The organism is Vibrio sp. D173a, from assembly GCF_030248475.1.
Window position 1 is genome coordinate 1 of the sequence record NZ_JAHGAH010000225.1, and the last position, 20,936, is coordinate 20,936.

A 20,936-nucleotide genomic window follows, 5' to 3' on the forward strand; every position below is an offset into this window, starting at 1 on the left:
TTTGGAGCGACACACGAGGTTCGAACTCGTGACCTCAACCTTGGCAAGGTTGCGCTCTACCAACTGAGCTAGTGTCGCATTTATTCTTGAAAGTCATTCACTCTCAAAAGAATAATGGAGGCGCCTCCCGGAGTCGAACCGAGGTCCACGGATTTGCAATCCGCTGCATAGCCACTCTGCCAAGGCGCCTCATTTGTGAAGAAAGTTTAACCTTTTTCACCACCCTTTTCGAGCCGTGCTCTCTTGGGTACGGGATGCATTCTACGGATTCGAGCGATCGAGTCAACACTATTTTTATTTTTTTAAATCGTTTGACCAGAATTTGTGCGAAAGACGGTAAATTGATTAGTTTTAATACTGAGAATGTCCGAAATACACTTGTTTATCATGAATATTGGGCTAACCCCCTTACCCATTCCAAGGCGTTATTCTTGATTTCAAGTGCTGATAATCAGCGGAACAGACTTGAATAAAGTATGGAGCAGTTAAAAGTAAGACTTAGATCACACTCCTATCGCCCTTTGAGAATTATATATAAAAAAAGCAGGCTACGTGCCTGCTTCTTAAAATGCTATTTGCGTTGGATTGTTTTAGTGATGCTCTTCATTAAGCAAATCGTCTTTCGCCGCCGCTAGATACTGAACCATTGACCAGTAGGTCAGGAAAGTCGCAACATACAAAGCACCAAAACCAAGCCATACCATCCAATCATCGTAACGCCAGATCAGAACCCAGAGTGCGAACATTTGGGAGACCGTTTTTACTTTGCCAACCCAAGAAACTGCCACACTGGCTCGCTTACCGATTTCTGCCATCCACTCACGCAATGCAGAGATGATGATTTCGCGCGCTATCATGGTCACAGCGGGGATGGTCACCCAGATACTGTGATAGTGCTCTGTGATCAAAATCAGGGCCGTTGCAACCAGTACTTTATCTGCCACAGGGTCAATGAAAGCACCAAAGCGAGACGTTTGACCTAGCTTACGAGCCAGCATGCCGTCAAGCCAATCAGTAAAACCTGCAACCCAGAAAACCATTGCTGCTGCAAAAGGCGCCCAAGAGTAAGGTAGATAGAAAACAACCACAAAAACTGGGATTAAGAACAGTCTTAGTAGAGATAGAATGTTCGGGATATTCAAACGCATTTTATTATTCTCTTACACATTGCGGCTTAATGTTGCGGGATTTTCCTTATTGTTTCAATGCTTGGAAAATAATTTCTGCCAAAGAGTGACTAATTCCCGGTACTTTGGCGATTTCTTCGACACTTGCACGCTTCAATTCCTGCAAACCACCCGTGTATTTGAGTAAGGCTTGACGACGTTTCGGTCCTACGCCTTCAATCCCCTCTAAAGCACTGGTACGACGGGTTTTGCCACGTTTCGCTCTGTGCCCTGCAATTGCATGGTTATGACTCTCATCTCGGATGTGCTGAATCAAGTGCAATGCCGGCGCATCACTTGGCAAGTTAAATTCCTCACCATCTACGGTAATTAAGGTTTCAAGTCCCGGTTTCCGAGTAACGCCTTTGGCAATACCAATCATGATTGGACGCTTCGGCCAATCCCCCCAATATTGGGAAATAATCTCATGCGCTCGATTGAGTTGTCCTTTACCACCATCGATAAAGATAATGTCAGGAATCTTCTCTACATCTAGCTGCTTCGAATAACGGCGCTCTAATGCTTGTCCCATTGCAGCGTAATCATCGCCGCCAGTAATACCTGTGATGTTGTAACGACGATACTCTTGCTTAACTGGGCCTTCACTGTTGAACACCACACACGAGGCAATGGTACTCTCGCCCATCGTGTGCGAAATATCGAAACACTCCATACGAGTGATACTATCCATACCCAAGACTTCTCTCAGTGCCTTGAAACGCTGATTGATCGTCATCTTGTGATTGATCTTAGTGGTAATCGCCGTCAACGCATTGGTATTGGATAACTTAAGGTAACGACCGCGCGACCCTGTCGGTGAGGTATGAAACTGAACCTTACGCCCCGCCACTTCACTCAAGGCTTGTTGAATCGGCTCGATGTCACCACCCAGCTCTTGATTCAGGATAATACGAGACGGAATGGTGCGTGCCTCGTTATGACTCAGGTAGTACTGAGTAAGGAAGCTATCAAATACTTCTTGTTGACTGGTGTTCTGTGGGATCTTGGGAAAATGGCTGCGACTGCCTAACACCTTGCCCTGACGAATCATCAAGATATGGATACATGCGATACCGTTCTCTTGGGCAAAACCAAGTACGTCCATATCGTCCATACTGTCTTCTGAAACGTACTGTTGTTCTTGTACGCGTCGAATCGCTTGGATCTGGTCACGGAACTTAGCGGCATCTTCAAAACGAAGTTGCTGGCTTGCCGCTTCCATCTTCTCAATTAGCTGTTCAAGTACTTGCTTATCTTTGCCCTGCAAAAACAAACGCACAAAACCCACCAGCTCGGCGTACTCTTCATCAGAAATAATCGTGCTGACGCACGGACCCGCACAACGACCAATTTGGTACATCAAACAAGGGCGAGTACGGTTGGAATAAACCGTATCTTCACACTGACGAACAGGGAGTGTTTTCTGCAAAAGGTGCAAAGTTTCTCGTACCGCACCAGAATCCGGGTATGGTCCAAAGTACTCACCTTTGCGCTTTTTCGCACCACGATGCATAGACAATCGCGGATGTTTATGACCGCTAATGAAAATGTAAGGGTACGATTTGTCATCACGCAGAAGTACATTGTATTTGGGTAAATATTGCTTGATGTAGTTGTGCTCAAGGATGAGCGCTTCCGTCTCGGTATGGGTTACCGTGACATCGATTTTAGCGATATTACTTACGAGAGCGCGGGTCTTCTCACTGTCGACTTTCTTGCGAAAGTAGCTTGAGAGGCGCTTTTTGAGATCTTTGGCTTTGCCTACATAAATGACAACAGCCTCGGCGTTGTACATTCTGTACACGCCGGGCTGATGAGTTACTGTCTTGAGAAAGGAAGCCGAATCGAAGGGTTGATTCACACTAAAGGGTCTCGGTGTCCAGCATTCCGTGGCGGATCGCTAAGTGTGTTAACTCAACGTCACCATTGATGTCCAATTTGCTAAACAGACGGTAGCGGTAGCTGTTGACTGTTTTTGGACTTAAATTCAGTTGTTCAGAAATATCCGTTACTTTCTGCCCTTTAGTGATCATCATCATGATCTGCAGTTCGCGTTCAGAAAGGTCTTTAAATGGGTTTTCTGAGGCAGGTGAGAATTGACTCAATGCCATCTGCTGCGCAATCTCTGGCGAGATATAACGCTGCCCACTGTTAACCACACGAATTGCGTTAACCATTTCATCAGGGCCTGCACCTTTGGTTAGGTAACCAGAAGCACCCGCCTGCATCACTTTAGTTGGGAACGGATTTTCCGTATGAACGGTTAATACGATGATTTTTACATCAGGATTCACGCGAAGAATCTTTTTAGTGGCTTCCAAGCCGCCAATTCCTGGCATGTTCATATCCATTAAAACGACGTCTGCATGATTACTGCGACACCATTTTACTGCTTCTTCACCGCTGTCAGCTTCTCCTGCTACGTTCATTCCACGGACGTCTTCAATAATACGTCGTATCCCTGTGCGAACCAGCTCGTGATCATCTACAAGGAAAACATTTATCAAACTTGTATCTCCACACTTTTATTGGCTCTGCACCCACATAACTTTATGTCAATGTGGATATCAGTATGAGTGCCTATATACTACCGCATTAGGCAAAAAATTGCTTTCTATGAATATGTGCTTAAACGCAAAGTTTGGCAAGAACTTATTCATAAACCACTCTATTATTTGAGTGTGTTGCGTGCAAAGCCGATTTTTAAGACAAGCTAATTAACAACATAAACTTCAATAAATCAAGCAACTAGATTTCACTTTGCTCAGCAAAACGCAATATCACCCATAAATGGTTATTCCATAAGCGAGATATCTCCGCTTTTGTACACCCTCAAGACACGCACTTGAACGGTGAAATTCAGCAGCGCTCTTTTACTGGTTATTTTTACAGTTCTTAATGATAGAATACGTGCTTCATTGATTTACAAGGTTTCTCTATTGAATATCCAACAAGGCTTCCTTCTCACTCGCCAAGCCCGAGACATCAAAGGTCAAACTCAGATTGAGCTTTGGCTTTCGACCGAGAATGGTCCCACCCAATTGTTGATTCAAGGAGAAAGGCCCGTTTTCTTCATTGAACAGGCGCACATCGAACAAACCAAGCAACTTGCCAACTCTAAACTCATTGCCGTCGACATTCGCGCGCTTGAGCTAAAGAACTTTCAACTAACACCTTTAGCTGCATGTTACACGCAAACGACAAAAGACGCGTTCGCTCTACAAGATGAGCTCAAGCAACATGACATCGTTCATTTCGAAGGCGACGTGCGTCTTGCCGACCGCTATTTGATGGAACGTTTTATTAAAGGCAGCATGGAGTTTACCGGCAACCAGCAGCCACGAAACGGCTTCCAACGCATTCAAAATGCAAAGTGCCGTACAGGTGAATACCAGCCGAAGCTACACGTGGTGTCCTTAGATTTAGAATGTTCAGAAAAAGGCATTCTCTATTCGATTGGTTTAGACAGCCCTGTCGATTCACGAGTGATCATGATTGGTGAGCCGGAACCAGCAGAGACAGCAATTCAATGGGTGAAAGATGAAAAGGCACTACTCGATGCTTTGATCGCTTGGTTCAAGCAGTTCGACCCAGACGTCATTGTTGGCTGGAACGTGATCGACTTCGATTTCCGCCTGCTACACAAGCGCGCTGAGTGGCACAACATGAAGCTGATGTTAGGCCGCGCTGACCAACCGAGTTTCTTCCGCAGCTCCGCGCAAAGCCAACAAGGTTTTATCTCAATCCCTGGTCGTGTGGTGCTGGATGGTATCGATACGCTCAAAACCGCGACATACCATTTCCGCTCTTGGTCACTTGAGTCTGTTTCACAAGAACTCCTAGGCGAAGGTAAAGAGATTCATAACGTTCATGATCGAATGGACGAAATCAATCGCATGTACCGTTCAGACAAGCCGTCTCTCGCTAAATACAACTTGCAAGACTGTGTGTTGGTCAACAAGATTTTTGACCACACTCACCTACTCGACTTCGCAATCGAACGCTCTCGCCTGACGGGTGTGGAACTGGATCGCGTCGGGGGCTCAGTAGCAGCTTTTACTAATTTGTATCTACCGCAAATCCACCGAGCTGGCTATGTTGCGCCAAATCTCCATCCCGAAAACTGGATAGCTAGCCCAGGCGGCTATGTGATGGACTCGATCCCAAACCTTTACGACTCGGTATTGGTACTCGATTTTAAGAGCCTTTACCCTTCTATTATTCGCTCATTCTTGATCGATCCTATGGGTTTAGTCGAAGGCTTACAGCTTGAAATCGGCAAAGCATACAATGAAGCCGTACCGGGATTTCGTGGTGGTCAGTTCCATCGTAGCAAACACTTTCTGCCAGAGATGATCGAAAAGCTCTGGGCAGCGCGCGATGTCGCAAAGAAGAACAACGAAAAAGCGTTCTCGCAAGCCATCAAAATCATCATGAACTCTTTTTATGGTGTGCTTGGTTCTTCTGGCTGTCGTTTCTTTGATACCCGCCTTGCTTCGAGCATCACTATGCGTGGCCACGAAATCATGAAGCAAACCAAAGTTCTGATTGAGGACAAAGGTTATCAAGTGATCTATGGCGACACCGATTCAACCTTTGTGTCTTTAAATGGCGCATACAGCCAAGCAGATGCCGATAAAATTGGTAATGAACTGGTCGACTACATCAACCAATGGTGGAATGACCATCTGCGCAGTGAGTACAACCTCAACTCGATTCTTGAACTCGAATACGAAACCCATTATCGCAAGTTCCTGATGCCAACCATCCGTGGTGCGGAAACGGGCTCTAAGAAACGCTACGCAGGTTTGATTGGTGAAGGCGAACAAGAACGCATTATCTTCAAAGGATTAGAAAGTGCACGCACCGACTGGACACCACTGGCACAGCGATTCCAAAATACTTTGTACCAAATGATCTTCCACGGCGAAGATCCAAGTGATTACGTGCGAGAGATGGTCGAAAAAACCAATAATGGTGAGTTTGATGATCAGCTGGTATATCAAAAGCGCTTGCGCCGTAAACTCCACGAATACCAAAAGAATATCCCGCCACAAGTACGTGCTGCGCGCTTAGCCGATGACATCAACGCTAAATTAGGCAGACCATTGCAGTACCAAAACCGTGGTCGAATCGAGTACTTGATTACCGTAAACGGGCCAGAGCCACACGAATACCGCAATAGTCCTGTCGACTACCAGCACTATATTGATAAACAGTTGAAGCCAGTGGCCGATGCGATTTTGCCGTTTATTGGTACAGACTTCGAGCAGTTATCTGCGCCGCAGATGGGGCTGTTCTAAATCAAATTCCAGGTTGAAGGGAGTTAACGCTAGCTGGCATTAGCCAATGCGAAATTCGGTCTTTTGATACTGAGTCACCAACCAATCACCAAAACCGTCGAGTAACCCAACCACAGAACGTTTTGGAATTGCACGTCCAGAAAGCAAAATACCAAGGCGTTCTATCTCAAGCTGCTTTTCTGGGTGGTATCGTAAGAATTGCTCCCCACATTCAAGCGGGTCATCAAACCAACGTTTGTCTCGATACATGACTAAAGAGTACGACGCTCGGAGCAGTTTCTTAGCGATAGTCACTTGTGCACTGACCAGCTCTTCAATGCTTTGTGCTTGTACTATCTTAGTGCGATACACCGATAGCCAGTCTTCGACATCCATGTTCCAGTGCTTGGCAATTTCCCAGCTTGGCACGTAGTCACCAAAGCAATCCGCCAGATCATCACCATAAACACAGACACAGCAATGCTTAAGCATAAAGCCCCAAGTGAAGATACTATCGAGGTTGGCGACTTCATTAACCAGCGCAGTACGAATCGCTACCCCTTTTACCTGCGGGTGCCCTTGCTGTGCTCGCCATTTAATGGTGTTTAATAACGTCGCACGGTTATGTTCAAAGCCTGATTTTGTTACCACCACCAAATCAAGGTTCGATTTACCCGCTACAGCTGACTTACGTGCCACACTCCCATAAACATAAACACTATGTAAGTTAGAACCAAGCCCACCTTTGAGGCACGCCAATACTTCTCTGAGCAGAGGTTCAAATTCTGGTTGGAAAGGATGTTTTGGATCGATAACAGGAAGAGACATTGAAGAAAACGCGATCTCAGGCTTTTAACGGACGATGGGCTATATGATCCACTAGCCTTGCATTTGAATCAAGCCAAATAACCCCTTTATTGAGGTGCAAATTACTGTGTGGAATTTTGGTGCCAGACAAGCAACTTAGCGCTATAATCACCAAGTTTTACTTAATAAGTGTAAATAGGAAAATACAATGCCAAAGGCAAGTGAAATCAAAAAAGGCTTCGCAATCGAGTCTAATGGTAAAACTCTTCTAGTTAAAGACATCGAAGTAACGACTCCTGGCGGTCGTGGCGGCGCTAAAATCTACAAAATGCGTTGTACAGATCTAAACACTGGCGCACGTGTAGACGAGCGTTACAAGTCAGATGACGTTGTTGAAACAGTAGAAATGAACAAACGTGCAGTTGTGTACTCATACGCTGACGGCGATGAGCATATCTTCATGGATAACGAAGACTACTCACAATACACATTCAAGCACAACGAAGTTGAAGATGAGCTTTTGTTCATCAACGAAGACACTCAAGGTATTCACCTTATCCTAATCAACGGTTCTGCTGTTGGTATTGAGCTTCCTTCTTCTGTTGAGCTAGTGATCGAAGAAACTGACCCTTCAATCAAAGGTGCTTCTGCATCTGCACGTACTAAACCAGCACGCTTTGCTTCAGGTCTTGTAATCCAAGTTCCTGAGTACATCGCGACTGGTGACCGTGTAATCATCAACACGACTGAACGTAAATACATGAGCCGAGCATAAGTATGTCTGATTTGATTTCTTACGACGACGTTATCGACGCTGCGTACGACATCTTCCTTGAGATGGCTCCAGACAACCTAGAGCCAGCTGATGTCATTCTGTTTACTGCGCAATTTGAAGATCGTGGCGCCGCAGAACTTGTTGAAACTGGTGATGACTGGGTTGAACACGTTGGCTTCGATATCGACAAAGAAGTGTATGCAGAAGTTCGAATCGGCTTAGTAAACGAGGAAAATGACGTACTTGATGACGTTTTTGCTCGTATGCTAATCAGTCGAGACCCAGAACATAAGTTCTGTCATATGCTTTGGAAACGCGACTAACGCTTTCCCTATCATGATCAAAAACACCAGCCTCGCGCTGGTGTTTTTTTATGTCGATAAGTTACGTGTAATAAAAAGAGAAGAACACGATAACGCCAGAGAACAAAATGCTGGATAAGAAAAAGGCTTGCCGAGTGGGCAAGCCTTTCTGATTTTTTGCTATCGATTAACGATGCTTGTTACGTGCACCTTGGTCACCCGCAGTCTTCTTCGGCTTACGACGAGAAGGGTTGTTGCTGCGACCTTTCGGTGTATTTACGCGCTCTTCGTGACGCTTAACTGCGCGACGGATTTTTTGGCTACGAGCACGTTCACGCTTACGTGACGTGTTGTCTTTGTTCAGATCCAGCATGGTTTCTTTTTCTGGACGAAGTTCTACCAATTCACGTAGGTAGTTTACTTCTTTCAGATCAAGTTCCATCCAACCACCACGAGGCAGTTTCTTATCCAGATAGATGTCACCGTAACGAACACGTTTTAGGCGGCTAACCGTCGTGTCTTGAGATTCCCACAGACGACGAACTTCACGGTTACGACCTTCGTTAATAGCAACATAAAACGTGTGGTTCATACCTTCACCACCCGCATATACCACATCTTCGAAACGTGCCATGCCATCTTCAAGCTCAACACCACGAACCAAGTTTTTCACTTTTTGTTCAGTGACTACGCCGAAAACACGAACAAGATATTCACGTTCAACCTGACGGCTTGGGTGCATTAGGCGGTTCGCCAGTTCACCATCTGTTGTAAACAGCAGTAGACCTGATGTGTTTGCATCAAGACGACCAACTGAAATCCAACGAGAACCACGGATCTTTGGCAGGCGATCGAAAACAGTGCGACGACCTTCAGGGTCGTGACGAGTACATAGTTCACCTTCTGGCTTGTAGTAAGCCAAAACACGACAGATCACTTCTTCTTGCGCCTTAGCAGACACAACGTGACCATCGATACGAACTACGCTGTTCTCATCTTCCAGTCTTTCACCAAGTTTAGCTACGATTCCGTTCACGCTAACGCGACCAGATTTAATTAACGATTCGATCTCACGACGAGAACCGTGTCCAGCACGTGCTAATACTTTTTGTAACTTTTCGCTCATTTATCTACCTATGTGTCGTCTTCACAGACGTCGAGACCAAGATTGGTCTTCATTGTGCAAGTTACCCAACCTGTTGGGATTTTTCGGTCGGTCATTATACGGGATTCTCTACTTTAATGTAAGTGAAATCGTCCATATTGTCGCAGCAAAATAACGCCCAAAAACTCACACTTAACTCATCACCCTCTCCCACTTAGTACCAGACACTCCCCAAATAGAACCGCACTATTATGGGTCGTAGCGAGCCTCTAAAACGCTGGCCTACCTGATAAAATTGTCAGGGTTATAAGAAAGATAACCCTACAGCTTGCTAGCTCCCTTAAACAGATGAAAAAGGAATAATAAATGTCTCATACAAATCTTGACCTAAATTGGATATTTGGCACCTCCGAAGATGACAACATGACAGGTACAAAAGGCTCCGATACAAGCGATGTATTTATCGGCTTTGGCGGCGACGATAAGTTTGTTGGCTTTGGTGGTGACGATTACGTCTTCGGTGGCTGGGGTGACGACACTCTACTCGGTGGTAGAGGTAACGACCTACTTGCCGGAGGTTCTGGCAATGACTATTTGTCGGGTGGTTTAGGTAATGACTCTCTATTTGGTGGTTGTGGCGACGACATAATTTTCGATTACTCTGGCAATAACTTCATTAACGCAGGTTGGGGTAACGATACTGTTGTGGTTGGCGATGGTAACTCTGTTATCGTAGGCGGTTGCGGCTCTGACACGTTCGTTATGACAAACCGTCTTGCTATTGGCGTTCCGGACCAACCGGTATCATCAAACGACATCGAAGTGAAAGCAGAGATACTCGACTTCAACATTTGTCACGATAAGTTGGTGTTTGATATGGGCCTTGATACGAACGATGACGGCATTCGCGATACCTTCTTAGACTCAGCAGATGACCTAACGCTGTCTTACAACGACTTTGGATGGGCGGTATTCTCCAGCGATGAGTTTAATGTAGAAGTGACCCTGAAAGGGATCGGTGCTGGCTACATGAACTACATTGAGCACTACAATATCGACATCTTTGACTTCGCATAACACGCGAATATAAAAACCTACACATTGATTCAAAAGACAAAGGGAGGCGTATTAGCCTCCCTTTCTTATTTCATCAAGAGTAAACCGAGTTACTCAAATGGCGCTGGATCACCAGAGCCAATACGCGCAACGACGGATTCACCTTCACTGAAGTCAATAACCGTGGTTGGCTGCTCGCCTAGGTAACCGCCGTTAAGAATCACGTCTACGGCATGCTCTAGTTTGTCACGGATATCCTCTGGGTCTGACTCCGTCACATCACTGCCCGGTAGAATAAGCGACGTAGACATCATTGGCTCGCCAAGCGCTTCTAGTAGGTCCAGCGCAATGCGGTTATCAGGAACACGGATACCGATGGTCTTACGTTTTGCGTTCATCAAACGACGCGGCACTTCTTTCGTACCTTTGAAGATGAAGGTGTAAGGACCCGGAGTATTGTTTTTCAGTAGTCGGAATGCAGAGTTATCCACTCGTGCATACAGAGAAAGCTCCGACAAATCACGACACAACAAAGTAAAGTTGTGTTTATCATCCAGACGACGGATCTGACAGATTCGTTCCAACGCCTGTTTGTTCTCCAATTGACAGCCTAGTGCGTAACCTGAATCGGTTGGGTACACCACCACACCGCCGTTACGAATGATTGCTACTGCTTGATTGATCAAGCGAGCCTGTGGGTTTTCTGGATGAACGTAAAAAAACTGGCTCATTGTAATTCCTCATTATCGAACCTCTCGGCTCTATATTTTTATGGGTTCTCGACTTGGTCTTGTTGAGCATTATTCAACGAAGGATCAATACCCCAATCTTTCCAAACTGGTTCTACGCCCGCGGGTAACCAGAGGTTTCTTCCCAATTCCATCCACGGTGATGGATAGTGAAAGTCGCTGCCTTGAGAAGCTAATAGTTTGTATTGTATAGCATAATCCGCCAAGTTGCGTCTTTCTTGTTGCGCTTGTTGAGGTTGCGCAACTTCCATGGCATCCCCACCCGCTTCAACAAATGCCGCTAACAGGCGTTTTACCCACTTGGCAGTGAGCTGGTAACGCCCCGGATGCGCTAGCACTGCTTGGCCACCAGCGGCATGGATAGCGTCTACCGCCTCTTTCATGGAGCACCAATTCGGCGGTACATAACCAGGGTTAGAGCGCGTCAGGAATTTCTTAAACACCATCTGCATGTTCTTAGCGTAACCATTGTCCACCAACCACTTTGCGAAATGCGCGCGAGTAATTGGCGCATCTCCTGCAATTTGCTGAACTTCTTCTAATACACCTTCACGGGTGGCTTTCTGCAAGCGCTCGGCGATCAATGCTGCGCGCTCAACACGATGCGATTTTTGCTGTTGAATTAACTCCGCCAGCGCAGGGCTGTTAGGGTCAATGTTCAAACCTACAATATGAATGTCTTTGTTTTGCCAAACGGTCGAAATCTCGATACCGTTGATGATTTTGATCGGGAGATTATTCTCTTCAACGTATTGCTTGGCCGGAGCTAAGCCGTCAACCGTATCATGATCTGTGATCGCCAAAACCTCGATATCAAAACTCAGTGCCCTATCCACTAAATCATGTGGTGCAAAGCGACCATCTGAAGCGGTGGTGTGGCTGTGTAAATCAATTCTCATCTTTTTGTCGTTTTAATGCTGTTTTGGGGTTGACTTTTTATCTCTGCACTAGTTAACTAGTACACAAATACGAAGTACATAATTAAGGCTCACCATGTTACAAGAATTTAACCAAAACCAAAAAGCGAAAGTTGCGGTTCGTCTGAATAAGATGAATTCTGCAGACCTTGCTTGGTGGCGCACTTGGACAAGTTCTTGGTGGGCAAACGTGTACTTCTAGTTTAGAGAATTAAATGTCACAAAGCCCGCTACCTCAGCGGGCTTTTTGTTTTGTCGTCCATCTCACATTCAACTGCTTAAACATTCATCGGATCTGACCAAAACTTGATTGGGTGAACGTTTGCTTTATGCGACTATGTACGGCAGGAAGATGTAAACAGCTATAAGGAGGTCTTGTGAACAAGGCCATTGAAATTAAGAAACTTGGACAGCTTGAAGTGCTAACGGCTTCCGTCCCTTATACTCAAGACCCGACTCGCTTGTTCCACACATTATGTGAGAACAAAACTGACAGCCTATTGCTGGAATCTGCTGAGATCGACTCAAAGCAAGATTTAAAATCCCTGCTAATTGTCGATTCTGCGGTGCGCATCGTTTGTTTCGGTCACACAGTTAGCATGCAGGCATTGACCAACAATGGTAAGAACCTGCTTTCTCATTTAAACCAGAACATTCGTGGTGAGGTTAAGAGTGAGTTCGTTGGCGAAACGCTGACTTTGGAATTCACCCAGCCTTGCGACACGCTAGATGAAGATTCTCGTCTACGTGAAGCCTCTTCTTTCGATGCGCTGCGTTTAGTTCAGCATAGTTTTGATATTTCACAGCAAGACAAGCACGCGATTTTCCTTGGTGGTCTGTTTGCCTACGACTTAGTGGCAAACTTCGAGCCGCTTGGTAATGCGGAAGCAACAAATCAGTGTCCAGATTACGTTTTCTATGTAGCGGAAACGCTTTTGGTTGTTGATCATCAAACCGAATCTTGCCAACTGCAAGCAACTTTGTTTGTCGATGAATCAGAGAAAACAACGCTAGAAACTCGCATCGCAGAAATCAGCGCTCAATGCGCAGCGCCAAAACTGCTGCCAAGTGCAGAGCAAATCGCCGACGTAACGGTAGAACCAAGCGTGTCTGATTCCGACTTCTGCCAAATCGTTCGTGACTTAAAAGAGTTCGTAGTGAAAGGCGATGTGTTCCAAGTCGTGCCGTCTCGCCGATTTACACTCCCTTGTCCTTCTCCATTAGCAGCCTACAAAGAACTCAAACAAAGTAACCCGAGCCCTTACATGTTCTACATGCAAGACGAGCTGTTTACTTTGTTTGGCGCATCACCAGAAAGCGCGCTTAAGTACGAAACCGACACTAACCAAATTGAAATCTACCCAATCGCAGGCACTCGCCGCCGCGGTAAGCGCCCTAACGGCGAGATCGATTTTGACCTAGATAGCCGCATCGAACTTGAACTGCGCACAGACATGAAAGAAAACGCAGAACACATGATGTTGGTTGACTTGGCACGTAACGACGTCGCTCGTATCGCTCAAGCTGGCACTCGCCACGTAGCAGACCTACTAAAAGTCGACCGCTACAGCCACGTAATGCACTTGGTATCTCGTGTGGTTGGTCAACTGCGTGAAGACCTAGATGCGCTGCACGCATACCAAGCTTGTATGAACATGGGCACGCTCACTGGCGCACCAAAGATTCGTGCGATGCAGTTGATTCGTGATGTGGAAGGCGCACGTCGCGGTAGCTACGGCGGTGCGGTTGGTTACCTAACTGGTGAAGGCACACTCGACACATGTATCGTCATTCGCTCAGCTTACGTAGAAAACGGCATTGCTCAAGTTCAAGCCGGTGCTGGCGTGGTGTTCGACTCTGATCCGCAAGCGGAAGCAGACGAAACGCGCGGTAAAGCACAAGCGGTAATCTATGCTATCCAAGCAGCGCATAAGTCAAAATAAGGAATAGGGTTCAGAGATGGCTAATATCATTTTTATCGACAACTTTGACTCGTTCACCTACAACCTTGTGGATCAGTTCCGCTCGCTAGGTCACTCAGTCAAGATTTACCGAAACAACATCCCAGCAGAAACCATCGAACAAGCGGTAAACGAGCTTGAAAACCCAGTGGTTCTGCTATCGCCAGGCCCTGGTGTTCCTTCAGAAGCAGGCTCAATGCCAGAGCTGATCCAACGCATGAAAGGCAAAGTGCCGATGATCGGCATTTGTCTTGGTCACCAAGCGATTGTTGAAGCGTACGGCGGCACCGTTGCTGGCGCGGGCGAAATCATTCACGGAAAGGTCTCTATGATGGAGCACCAAAACCATGCGATTTACCAAAACCTACCATCACCACTTGCAATTGCGCGCTACCACTCGCTAGTTGCGACCAAGGTTCCTGAGAGCCTAACCATCACAGCAGAAGTGGATGACTTGGTAATGTCTGTTGTACATGAAGAAGATAAAGTTTGCGGGTTCCAGTTCCACCCGGAATCTATTATGACGACCTACGGAGCAACACTGTTGGCCAATGCCATTGAATGGGCACTTGAAGAACAAACTTCAGCGAACCCACTCACTGCTTAAAAAGCACTGGCACATAAGAAATTTAGGAGAGGAAATATGGAAGCAATCATCACCCCTATTATCACCAAACTGTACGAGCAAGAATCGCTTACTCAGGAAGAGAGCCAACAGCTATTCGACATTATTATCCGTGGTGAACTAGACCCAATTTTGATGGCATCAGCACTGACTGCACTAAAAATCAAAGGTGAAACGCCAGATGAAATTGCGGGCGCGGCGAAAGCACTGCTAGCAAACGCAAATCCATTCCCTCGCCCAGATTACGATTTCGCAGATATCGTAGGTACGGGTGGCGACGGTCACAACACCATCAACATTTCAACCACTGCGGCGTTTGTTGCTGCAGCATGTGGTCTAAAAGTCGCGAAACACGGTAACCGCAGTGTTTCGAGCAAATCTGGTTCTTCTGACCTTCTTGATTCATTTGGTATCAACCTAGCTATGAGCGCAGAAGATACGCGCAAAGCGGTAGACGACATCGGTGTTGCTTTCCTATTTGCACCTCAATACCACGGTGGTGTGCGCCATGCGATGCCAGTGCGTCAAACCATGAAAACACGCACCATCTTTAACATCCTTGGCCCACTGATTAACCCTGCTCGTCCAAATATCGAATTGATGGGCGTTTACAGTGAAGAACTGGTTCGTCCTATCGCAGAAACCATGCTACAAATGGGTATGAAGCGCGCAGCAGTAGTACACGGTAGTGGCTTGGATGAAGTGGCGATTCACGGTGAAACAACCGTTGCCGAAATCAAAGACGGTAAGATCACAGAATACAAACTAACGCCTGCAGACTTCGGTCTAGAAGCACACCCACTAGAAGCGATCAAAGGTGGCGATCCTGAAGAAAACAAAGCGATCATTACCAATATTCTGACGGGTAAAGGTACAGACGCACAATTGGGCGCAGTGGCAGTAAACGTTGCTCTGCTAATGCGCCTATTCGGCCACGAAGATTTAAAAGCCAACACGCAACAAGCGATTGAGGCAATGAATTCAGGCAAGGCGTACCAATTGGTACAACAACTTGCCGCACACGCTTAAGGAATTGAAGAAGATGACTGACTTCAACACTCAGCAAGCTGACAACCTGTCTGAACACGTTTCAAAGAAAGAAGCAGAAATGGCAGAAGTACTGGCGAAAATTGTCCGCGACAAATATCAGTGGGTAGCAGACCGTAACGTGTCTCAACCGCTAAGCACATTTCAGTCTGATTTGCTGCCATCGGACCGCAGCTTCTACGATGCTCTGAGTGGCGAAAAGACGGCATTCATTACCGAATTTAAGAAGGCATCTCCTTCTAAAGGTTTGATTCGTGATCATTTCGACTTGGATTACATTGCATCGGTATACAACAACCATGCAGATGCAATTTCAGTCCTAACAGACGAGAAGTACTTCCAAGGTAACTTTGACTTTCTTCCTCAAGTGCGTGGTCAAGTCAAACAACCGGTTCTGTGCAAAGACTTCATGGTAGACACCTACCAAGTTTACCTGGCACGTCATTACAGTGCTGATGCTGTCTTGCTAATGTTGTCTGTCCTAAATGACGAAGAGTACAAAGCGCTAGAAGAAGCAGCACACAGCCTGAACATGGGTATCTTGACCGAAGTCAGCAACGAAGAAGAGCTTCATCGTGCCGTTAAGCTAGGCGCTCGCGTTATCGGCATCAATAACCGTAACCTTCGCGACCTAAGTACCGATTTGAATCGTACTAAAGAACTGGCTCCGACAATTCGCGAACTGGCTCCTAACGCAACAGTAATCTCAGAATCTGGCATTTATACGCATCAACAAGTTCGTGATTTAGCGGAATACGCAGACGGCTTCTTGATTGGTAGTTCGCTGATGGCGGAAGACAACTTAGAGCTTGCAGTACGCAAAGTGACGTTAGGCGAAAACAAAGTGTGTGGCTTAACGCATCCAGATGACGCAGCAAAAGCATATCAATCTGGCGCAGTATTTGGTGGCCTGATTTTCGTTGAGAAGTCGAAGCGCGCCGTTGATCTTGAAGGCGCTCGCTTAACCATGAGCGGTGCCCCACTGAACTACGTAGGCGTGTTCCAAAACCACGATATCGATTTTGTTGCTTCTGTCGTGACCTCTTTGGGTTTGAAAGCGGTGCAGTTGCACGGCCAAGAAGACCAAGCTTACGTTAACCAGCTAAAAGCAGAGTTGCCAGCATGTGTTGAAATCTGGAAAGCTTACGGTGTGACAGATGCGAAGCCAGAACTGCTTGCAGACAACATTGACCGCCATCTATTAGATGCGCAAGTAGGCACTCAAACTGGCGGTACCGGCCAAGCGTTCGACTGGTCACTGATCGGCGACCCAAGTCAAATTATGCTAGCGGGCGGACTATCGCCAGAAAATGCTCAACAAGCAGCGACACTAGGTTGCTTGGGATTAGATTTAAACTCTGGTGTAGAAAGTGCACCAGGCAAAAAAGATTCACAGAAGTTGCTCACGGCATTCAGCGCCATTCGCAACTACTAAAGCTGGATATCAGCTAAAAAATTTAAAGCTATTCGTAGCGAAAAATACGAGAAGGAATATAACGATGGCAAAACTGAATGCCTACTTTGGCGAATACGGCGGTCAGTACGTTCCGCAAATTCTAGTTCCGGCACTGGAGCAACTAGAGCAAGCTTTTATCGACGCGCAAGAAGACCCTCAATTCCGCAGCGAATTCATGACGCTTCTGCAAGAGTATGCGGGCCGCCCAACGGCTTTAACTCTAACTCGTAACCTAACTAAAGGTACGAAAACCAAACTGTACCTAAAACGTGAAGACTTGCTTCACGGTGGTGCCCACAAGACTAACCAAGTGTTGGGGCAAGCGCTACTTGCGAAACGCATGGGCAAAAACGAAATCATCGCTGAAACTGGCGCAGGTCAACACGGTGTTGCAACCGCACTAGCATGTGCGCTGCTTGGCCTTAAGTGTCGTGTTTACATGGGTGCAAAAGACGTTGAGCGTCAAAGCCCGAACGTATTCCGTATGAAACTCATGGGTGCAGAAGTTATTCCTGTCCACTCTGGTTCAGCAACACTTAAAGACGCATGTAACGAAGCATTACGCGACTGGTCTGCAACTTATGAAGACACGCACTACCTATTAGGCACAGCGGCAGGTCCTCACCCATTCCCAACCATCGTGCGCGATTTCCAACGCATGATTGGTGAAGAAACGAAGAATCAGATTTTGGCACGTGAAGGTCGTCTTCCTGACGCCGTTATCGCGTGTGTGGGCGGTGGTTCAAACGCTATCGGCATGTTTGCTGACTTCATCGAAGAAGAAAGTGTTCGCCTAATTGGTGTTGAGCCAGCAGGTAAAGGTATCGATACCGACCAACACGGCGCGCCACTTAAACATGGTAAAACGGGTATCTTCTTTGGTATGAAAGCGCCACTGATGCAAGATCCAAACGGTCAGGTTGAAGAATCATACTCTGTTTCTGCTGGTCTTGATTTCCCTTCAGTTGGTCCACAGCACGCACATCTGAACGCAATCGGCCGCGCTGAATACGACAACGTAACGGACGATGAAGCGCTAGAGGCGTTCCAAGAAATTGCGCGTCACGAAGGCATCATCCCAGCTCTAGAGTCCTCTCACGCTGTGGCACATGCACTGCGTATGGCTCGTGAGAATCCAGAAAAAGAACAATTATTAGTTGTGAACCTATCAGGTCGTGGTGATAAAGATATCTTCACTGTACATGCCATCCTAGAAGAAAAAGGAGCGATCTAATGAGCCGTTATGCAAAGATGTTTGAGCGCCTAAACGAGAAAAACCAAGGCGCGTTTGTACCGTTCGTAACGGTTTGCGATCCAAACGCAGAGCAGTCTTACAAGATCATGGAAACATTAGTTGAGTCAGGCGCTGATGCTTTAGAACTCGGTATTCCATTCTCAGATCCTCTTGCGGATGGCCCGACTATCCAAGGTGCGAACATTCGTGCTCTAGATTCTGGTGCTACACCTGATATCTGTTTCGAGCAGATTGGTAAGATCCGAGCGAAATACCCAGAGTTACCTATTGGTCTTCTGATGTACGCGAACCTTGTGTACTCACGTGGTATCGAAAACTTCTACGAGCGTTGTGCAAAAGCGGGCATCGATTCTGTTTTGATCGCAGACGTACCAACCAACGAGAGCTCAGAATTTGTTGCAGCAGCAGAGAAGTTTGGAATTCACCCAATCTTCATTGCCCCACCAACGGCAAGTGATGAAACGCTGAAGCAAGTATCAGAGTTAGGTGGCGGCTACACTTACCTACTTTCTCGCGCAGGTGTTACTGGCGCTGAGACCAAGGCAAACATGCCTGTTGACCACATGTTAGATAAACTGAATCAATTCAATGCACCACCAGCGCTGCTTGGTTTTGGTATTTCAGAGCCTGCACAAGTAAAACAAGCTCTAGAATCTGGTGCCGCTGGTGCGATTTCTGGTTCTGCCGTGGTAAAAATTATCGAAGCGAACGTCGAGCAACCACAAATCATGCTCGATAAGCTAGGTGAATTCGTTTCTGCAATGAAAGCTGCAACACAAAAATAACGTATCACTAATTTGATAAATATGAGATCGATTCCTTATTAACCATCAGGGATCGATCTTTTTTTTAACATTCCCGCCTAAAAACCTCCCTCTCTTACCATCTATTTTTCAAACGCCAGACAACCAAAATATCACCACAATCGATAGCAATCGTTTGCTATTGATTAAAAAACTATCAGCAATCAATGAATTTCCAATTAGACGGTAAGTATGTACAGAAATTGTATTGCTAATTGTGAATGATAAGTGTAAAAAGCAAGGCGAAACAATTATCCAAATAACAACTTTATATTGGTGGGTAATTTTAGGATTTTACACATTATTAGCACAGAGGTTATGGAAGTGTTAAGACAAAAGAGTTTGCTAAACAACATTGGCGTGCAAGTCGTCATTGCAATGATCGTGGGTACTGCCGTTGGTGCCTTCATGGGTCAAAGTGCGACAGTATTCGCGCCACTTGGTGCGATCTTTATCAACCTGATTAAAATGCTCGTGATCCCATTGGTTGCGGTAGCCCTTATCTCGGGCGCAGCAGGCCTTGGCAACAGCCAATCTGCAGGAAAAGTAGGCTTGGTAACCCTAGGTTACTTCGGTCTAACGTCTGCCCTAGCAGTAGCACTTGCGCTGTTCATGGGTGAAGTATTCAAACCAGGCATGGGCATCGACGTTTCTGGCGTTGAAGGTATGTTCTCGGCTGAATACGCTTCAAAAGGTGAGCTACCTACTTTCTGGGCGACCATCACTGGTATGATCCCAACCAACGTTTTCCAATCACTTAATGAAGCAAATATTCTTCAGATCCTAGTGTTCTGTATGTTCTTCGGTATTGCGATTTCAAAACAAGAAAAAGCGCGCCGCGAGCCAATCATCAATGGTGTTAACTGCATCGTTGACGCGATGGTTTGGATGATCAACAAAGTGATGATCATTGCTCCTATTGGCGTATTTGGTCTGATGGCTGAAGCGGTGGGTACGTTTGGTTTTGGTGCGCTAATGGTGGTATTCAAACTGTTCGTTGTGTACGTAGCTGCAATCCTTGTGTTCGGTTTCGTGGTTTACCCAGCGATGGTACACATCTTCACTAAGACATCGGCGAAGAAGTTCGTGTCAGCAATGAAGAAACCGCAAGCCGTTGCCCTGTCTACCGCGTCTTCAATGGCGACACTGCCAGTAACGATGGATACGTGTGAAAAAGAGCTTGGCGTTAAGAACTCGACTGCATCATTTGTTCTACCGCTTGGCGCAACCATCAACATGTCTGGTAACGCGATTTACTACGGTCTAGTAGCAATTTTCTTTGCTCAGCTGTTCAACATCGACCTAGGCATGGGCGCGTACATCGCGATCATCGTTACTTCTACACTAGGCGCTGTAGGTCAAGCAGGTGTTCCTGGTCCTTCATTCCTAGTAGTAGCAGTACTGCTTGCTGCTGGTATTCCAATCGAAGGCCTACCACTACTGTTCGCTCTTGACCGTATCTTCGATATGATTCGTACCGCACTAAACATCACCGGTGACGCAGCATGTGCAGTGATCGTCGATGCTCTAGTGGAAGAAAAAGCGCAACAAGCTGAGCTTCAAAAGCAAGAAGCTTAACCCTGAACGCATTTTAAACAAGCCGCTCAAAAGAGCTAACTCCGATCAGTTA

General features: G+C 46.4%; 19 protein-coding genes, 2 tRNA genes and 1 other annotated feature. Of the genes, 12 read left to right on the top strand and 9 right to left on the bottom strand.

Translation table 11 applies throughout. The features are described from left to right. Window positions 1-2: 2 nt before the first annotated feature. The 5 genes from KIV40_RS20815 to uvrY form a co-directional block, all read right to left on the bottom strand. Window positions 3-78, bottom strand: a tRNA-Gly gene (locus KIV40_RS20815). A 37-nt stretch (window positions 79-115) separates the two neighbouring features. After that, window positions 116-189 (bottom strand) — tRNA-Cys (locus KIV40_RS20820). Window positions 190-590: 401 nt separating this feature from the next. Continuing rightward, entirely contained in the window at window positions 591-1,148 is a 558-nt protein-coding gene (gene pgsA, locus KIV40_RS20825; protein ID WP_005530466.1) for a CDP-diacylglycerol--glycerol-3-phosphate 3-phosphatidyltransferase, read from the bottom strand. A gap of 46 nt (window positions 1,149-1,194) precedes the next feature. Continuing rightward, window positions 1,195-3,027 carry an excinuclease ABC subunit UvrC gene (gene uvrC / locus KIV40_RS20830; RefSeq protein ID WP_285351110.1) on the bottom strand — a complete coding sequence of 611 codons (1,833 nt, stop codon included), beginning with the start codon at window positions 3,025-3,027 and terminating at the stop codon, window positions 1,195-1,197. A 1-nt stretch (window position 3,028) separates the two neighbouring features. Next, a complete protein-coding gene (gene uvrY, locus KIV40_RS20835; RefSeq protein WP_005434947.1) occupies window positions 3,029-3,673 on the bottom strand; it encodes a UvrY/SirA/GacA family response regulator transcription factor in 645 nt (214 codons plus the stop codon). A gap of 432 nt (window positions 3,674-4,105) precedes the next feature. Between uvrY and KIV40_RS20840 the strand changes: the two genes are divergently transcribed. After that, the gene (locus KIV40_RS20840; protein ID WP_285351111.1) at window positions 4,106-6,469 is read left to right on the top strand and encodes a DNA polymerase II; all 2,364 of its coding nucleotides are present in this window, start codon (window positions 4,106-4,108) and stop codon (window positions 6,467-6,469) included. Between the two features lie 39 nt (window positions 6,470-6,508). On the opposite strand, the gene KIV40_RS20845 is transcribed toward KIV40_RS20840, so the two are convergent. Further along, the gene (locus KIV40_RS20845; protein ID WP_285351114.1) at window positions 6,509-7,276 is read right to left on the bottom strand and encodes a nucleotidyltransferase domain-containing protein; all 768 of its coding nucleotides are present in this window, start codon (window positions 7,274-7,276) and stop codon (window positions 6,509-6,511) included. 187 nt (window positions 7,277-7,463) lie between these two features. Here KIV40_RS20845 and yeiP point away from each other — a divergent pair, with 187 nt between their 5' ends. Together yeiP and KIV40_RS20855 are read left to right on the top strand one after the other, a co-directional pair. After that, window positions 7,464-8,030, top strand: a complete 567-nt coding sequence (yeiP, locus tag KIV40_RS20850) for an elongation factor P-like protein YeiP (protein WP_005431209.1) — start codon at window positions 7,464-7,466, stop codon at window positions 8,028-8,030. A gap of 2 nt (window positions 8,031-8,032) precedes the next feature. Continuing rightward, window positions 8,033-8,353 (top strand): HI1450 family dsDNA-mimic protein, encoded by a 321-nt coding sequence (locus KIV40_RS20855; RefSeq protein ID WP_005431208.1) that lies wholly within the window; start codon window positions 8,033-8,035, stop codon window positions 8,351-8,353. 166 nt (window positions 8,354-8,519) lie between these two features. Here KIV40_RS20855 and rluB read toward each other — a convergent pair whose 3' ends face one another. Next, complete coding sequence (gene rluB, locus KIV40_RS20860; protein ID WP_285351115.1) at window positions 8,520-9,458, bottom strand: 23S rRNA pseudouridine(2605) synthase RluB; 939 nt, start codon at window positions 9,456-9,458, stop codon at window positions 8,520-8,522. A gap of 345 nt (window positions 9,459-9,803) precedes the next feature. On the opposite strand from rluB, the gene KIV40_RS20865 reads away from it, so the two are divergent. Beyond that, the gene (locus KIV40_RS20865) at window positions 9,804-10,514 is read left to right on the top strand and encodes a calcium-binding protein (protein WP_285351116.1); all 711 of its coding nucleotides are present in this window, start codon (window positions 9,804-9,806) and stop codon (window positions 10,512-10,514) included. Between the two features lie 89 nt (window positions 10,515-10,603). Here KIV40_RS20865 and KIV40_RS20870 read toward each other — a convergent pair whose 3' ends face one another. Both KIV40_RS20870 and KIV40_RS20875 read right to left on the bottom strand, forming a co-directional pair. Then, window positions 10,604-11,224, bottom strand: coding sequence for an L-threonylcarbamoyladenylate synthase (locus KIV40_RS20870; RefSeq protein WP_005431206.1), 621 nt, complete (start codon window positions 11,222-11,224; stop codon window positions 10,604-10,606). 38 nt (window positions 11,225-11,262) lie between these two features. Continuing rightward, window positions 11,263-12,141 (bottom strand): PHP domain-containing protein, encoded by an 879-nt coding sequence (locus KIV40_RS20875; RefSeq protein ID WP_010649472.1) that lies wholly within the window; start codon window positions 12,139-12,141, stop codon window positions 11,263-11,265. Between the two features lie 94 nt (window positions 12,142-12,235). Between KIV40_RS20875 and KIV40_RS20880 the strand changes: the two genes are divergently transcribed. The 8 genes from KIV40_RS20880 to KIV40_RS20915 all read left to right on the top strand — a co-directional run bounded on the left by KIV40_RS20880 (window position 12,236) and on the right by KIV40_RS20915 (window position 20,884). After that, the gene (locus KIV40_RS20880) at window positions 12,236-12,361 is read left to right on the top strand and encodes a tryptophan operon leader peptide (protein WP_005431202.1); all 126 of its coding nucleotides are present in this window, start codon (window positions 12,236-12,238) and stop codon (window positions 12,359-12,361) included. Next, window positions 12,308-12,411, top strand: a sequence feature (Trp leader region). It overlaps the preceding gene by 54 nt. Window positions 12,412-12,536: 125 nt before the next feature. Then, window positions 12,537-14,102, top strand: a complete 1,566-nt coding sequence (locus KIV40_RS20885; RefSeq protein WP_285351117.1) for an anthranilate synthase component 1 — start codon at window positions 12,537-12,539, stop codon at window positions 14,100-14,102. 16 nt (window positions 14,103-14,118) lie between these two features. Next, window positions 14,119-14,727, top strand: a complete 609-nt coding sequence (locus tag KIV40_RS20890; protein WP_285351118.1) for an aminodeoxychorismate/anthranilate synthase component II — start codon at window positions 14,119-14,121, stop codon at window positions 14,725-14,727. A gap of 36 nt (window positions 14,728-14,763) precedes the next feature. After that, window positions 14,764-15,774: an anthranilate phosphoribosyltransferase gene (gene trpD, locus KIV40_RS20895; protein ID WP_050920451.1), complete on the top strand. Its 1,011-nt coding sequence runs from the start codon at window positions 14,764-14,766 to the stop codon at window positions 15,772-15,774. 13 nt (window positions 15,775-15,787) lie between these two features. Next, window positions 15,788-17,227 carry a bifunctional indole-3-glycerol-phosphate synthase TrpC/phosphoribosylanthranilate isomerase TrpF gene (trpCF, locus tag KIV40_RS20900; RefSeq protein ID WP_285351119.1) on the top strand — a complete coding sequence of 480 codons (1,440 nt, stop codon included), beginning with the start codon at window positions 15,788-15,790 and terminating at the stop codon, window positions 17,225-17,227. A 64-nt stretch (window positions 17,228-17,291) separates the two neighbouring features. Then, entirely contained in the window at window positions 17,292-18,482 is a 1,191-nt protein-coding gene (gene trpB, locus KIV40_RS20905) for a tryptophan synthase subunit beta (protein ID WP_285351121.1), read from the top strand. Continuing rightward, window positions 18,482-19,288: a tryptophan synthase subunit alpha gene (gene trpA, locus KIV40_RS20910; protein WP_038889959.1), complete on the top strand. Its 807-nt coding sequence runs from the start codon at window positions 18,482-18,484 to the stop codon at window positions 19,286-19,288. The genes trpB and trpA overlap by 1 nt, the downstream gene beginning before the upstream one ends. Window positions 19,289-19,624: 336 nt before the next feature. Continuing rightward, on the top strand, window positions 19,625-20,884 hold the full coding sequence (locus tag KIV40_RS20915; protein ID WP_285351124.1) for a dicarboxylate/amino acid:cation symporter: 1,260 nt from the start codon (window positions 19,625-19,627) through the stop codon (window positions 20,882-20,884). The last annotated feature ends 52 nt before the right edge of the window (window positions 20,885-20,936 follow it).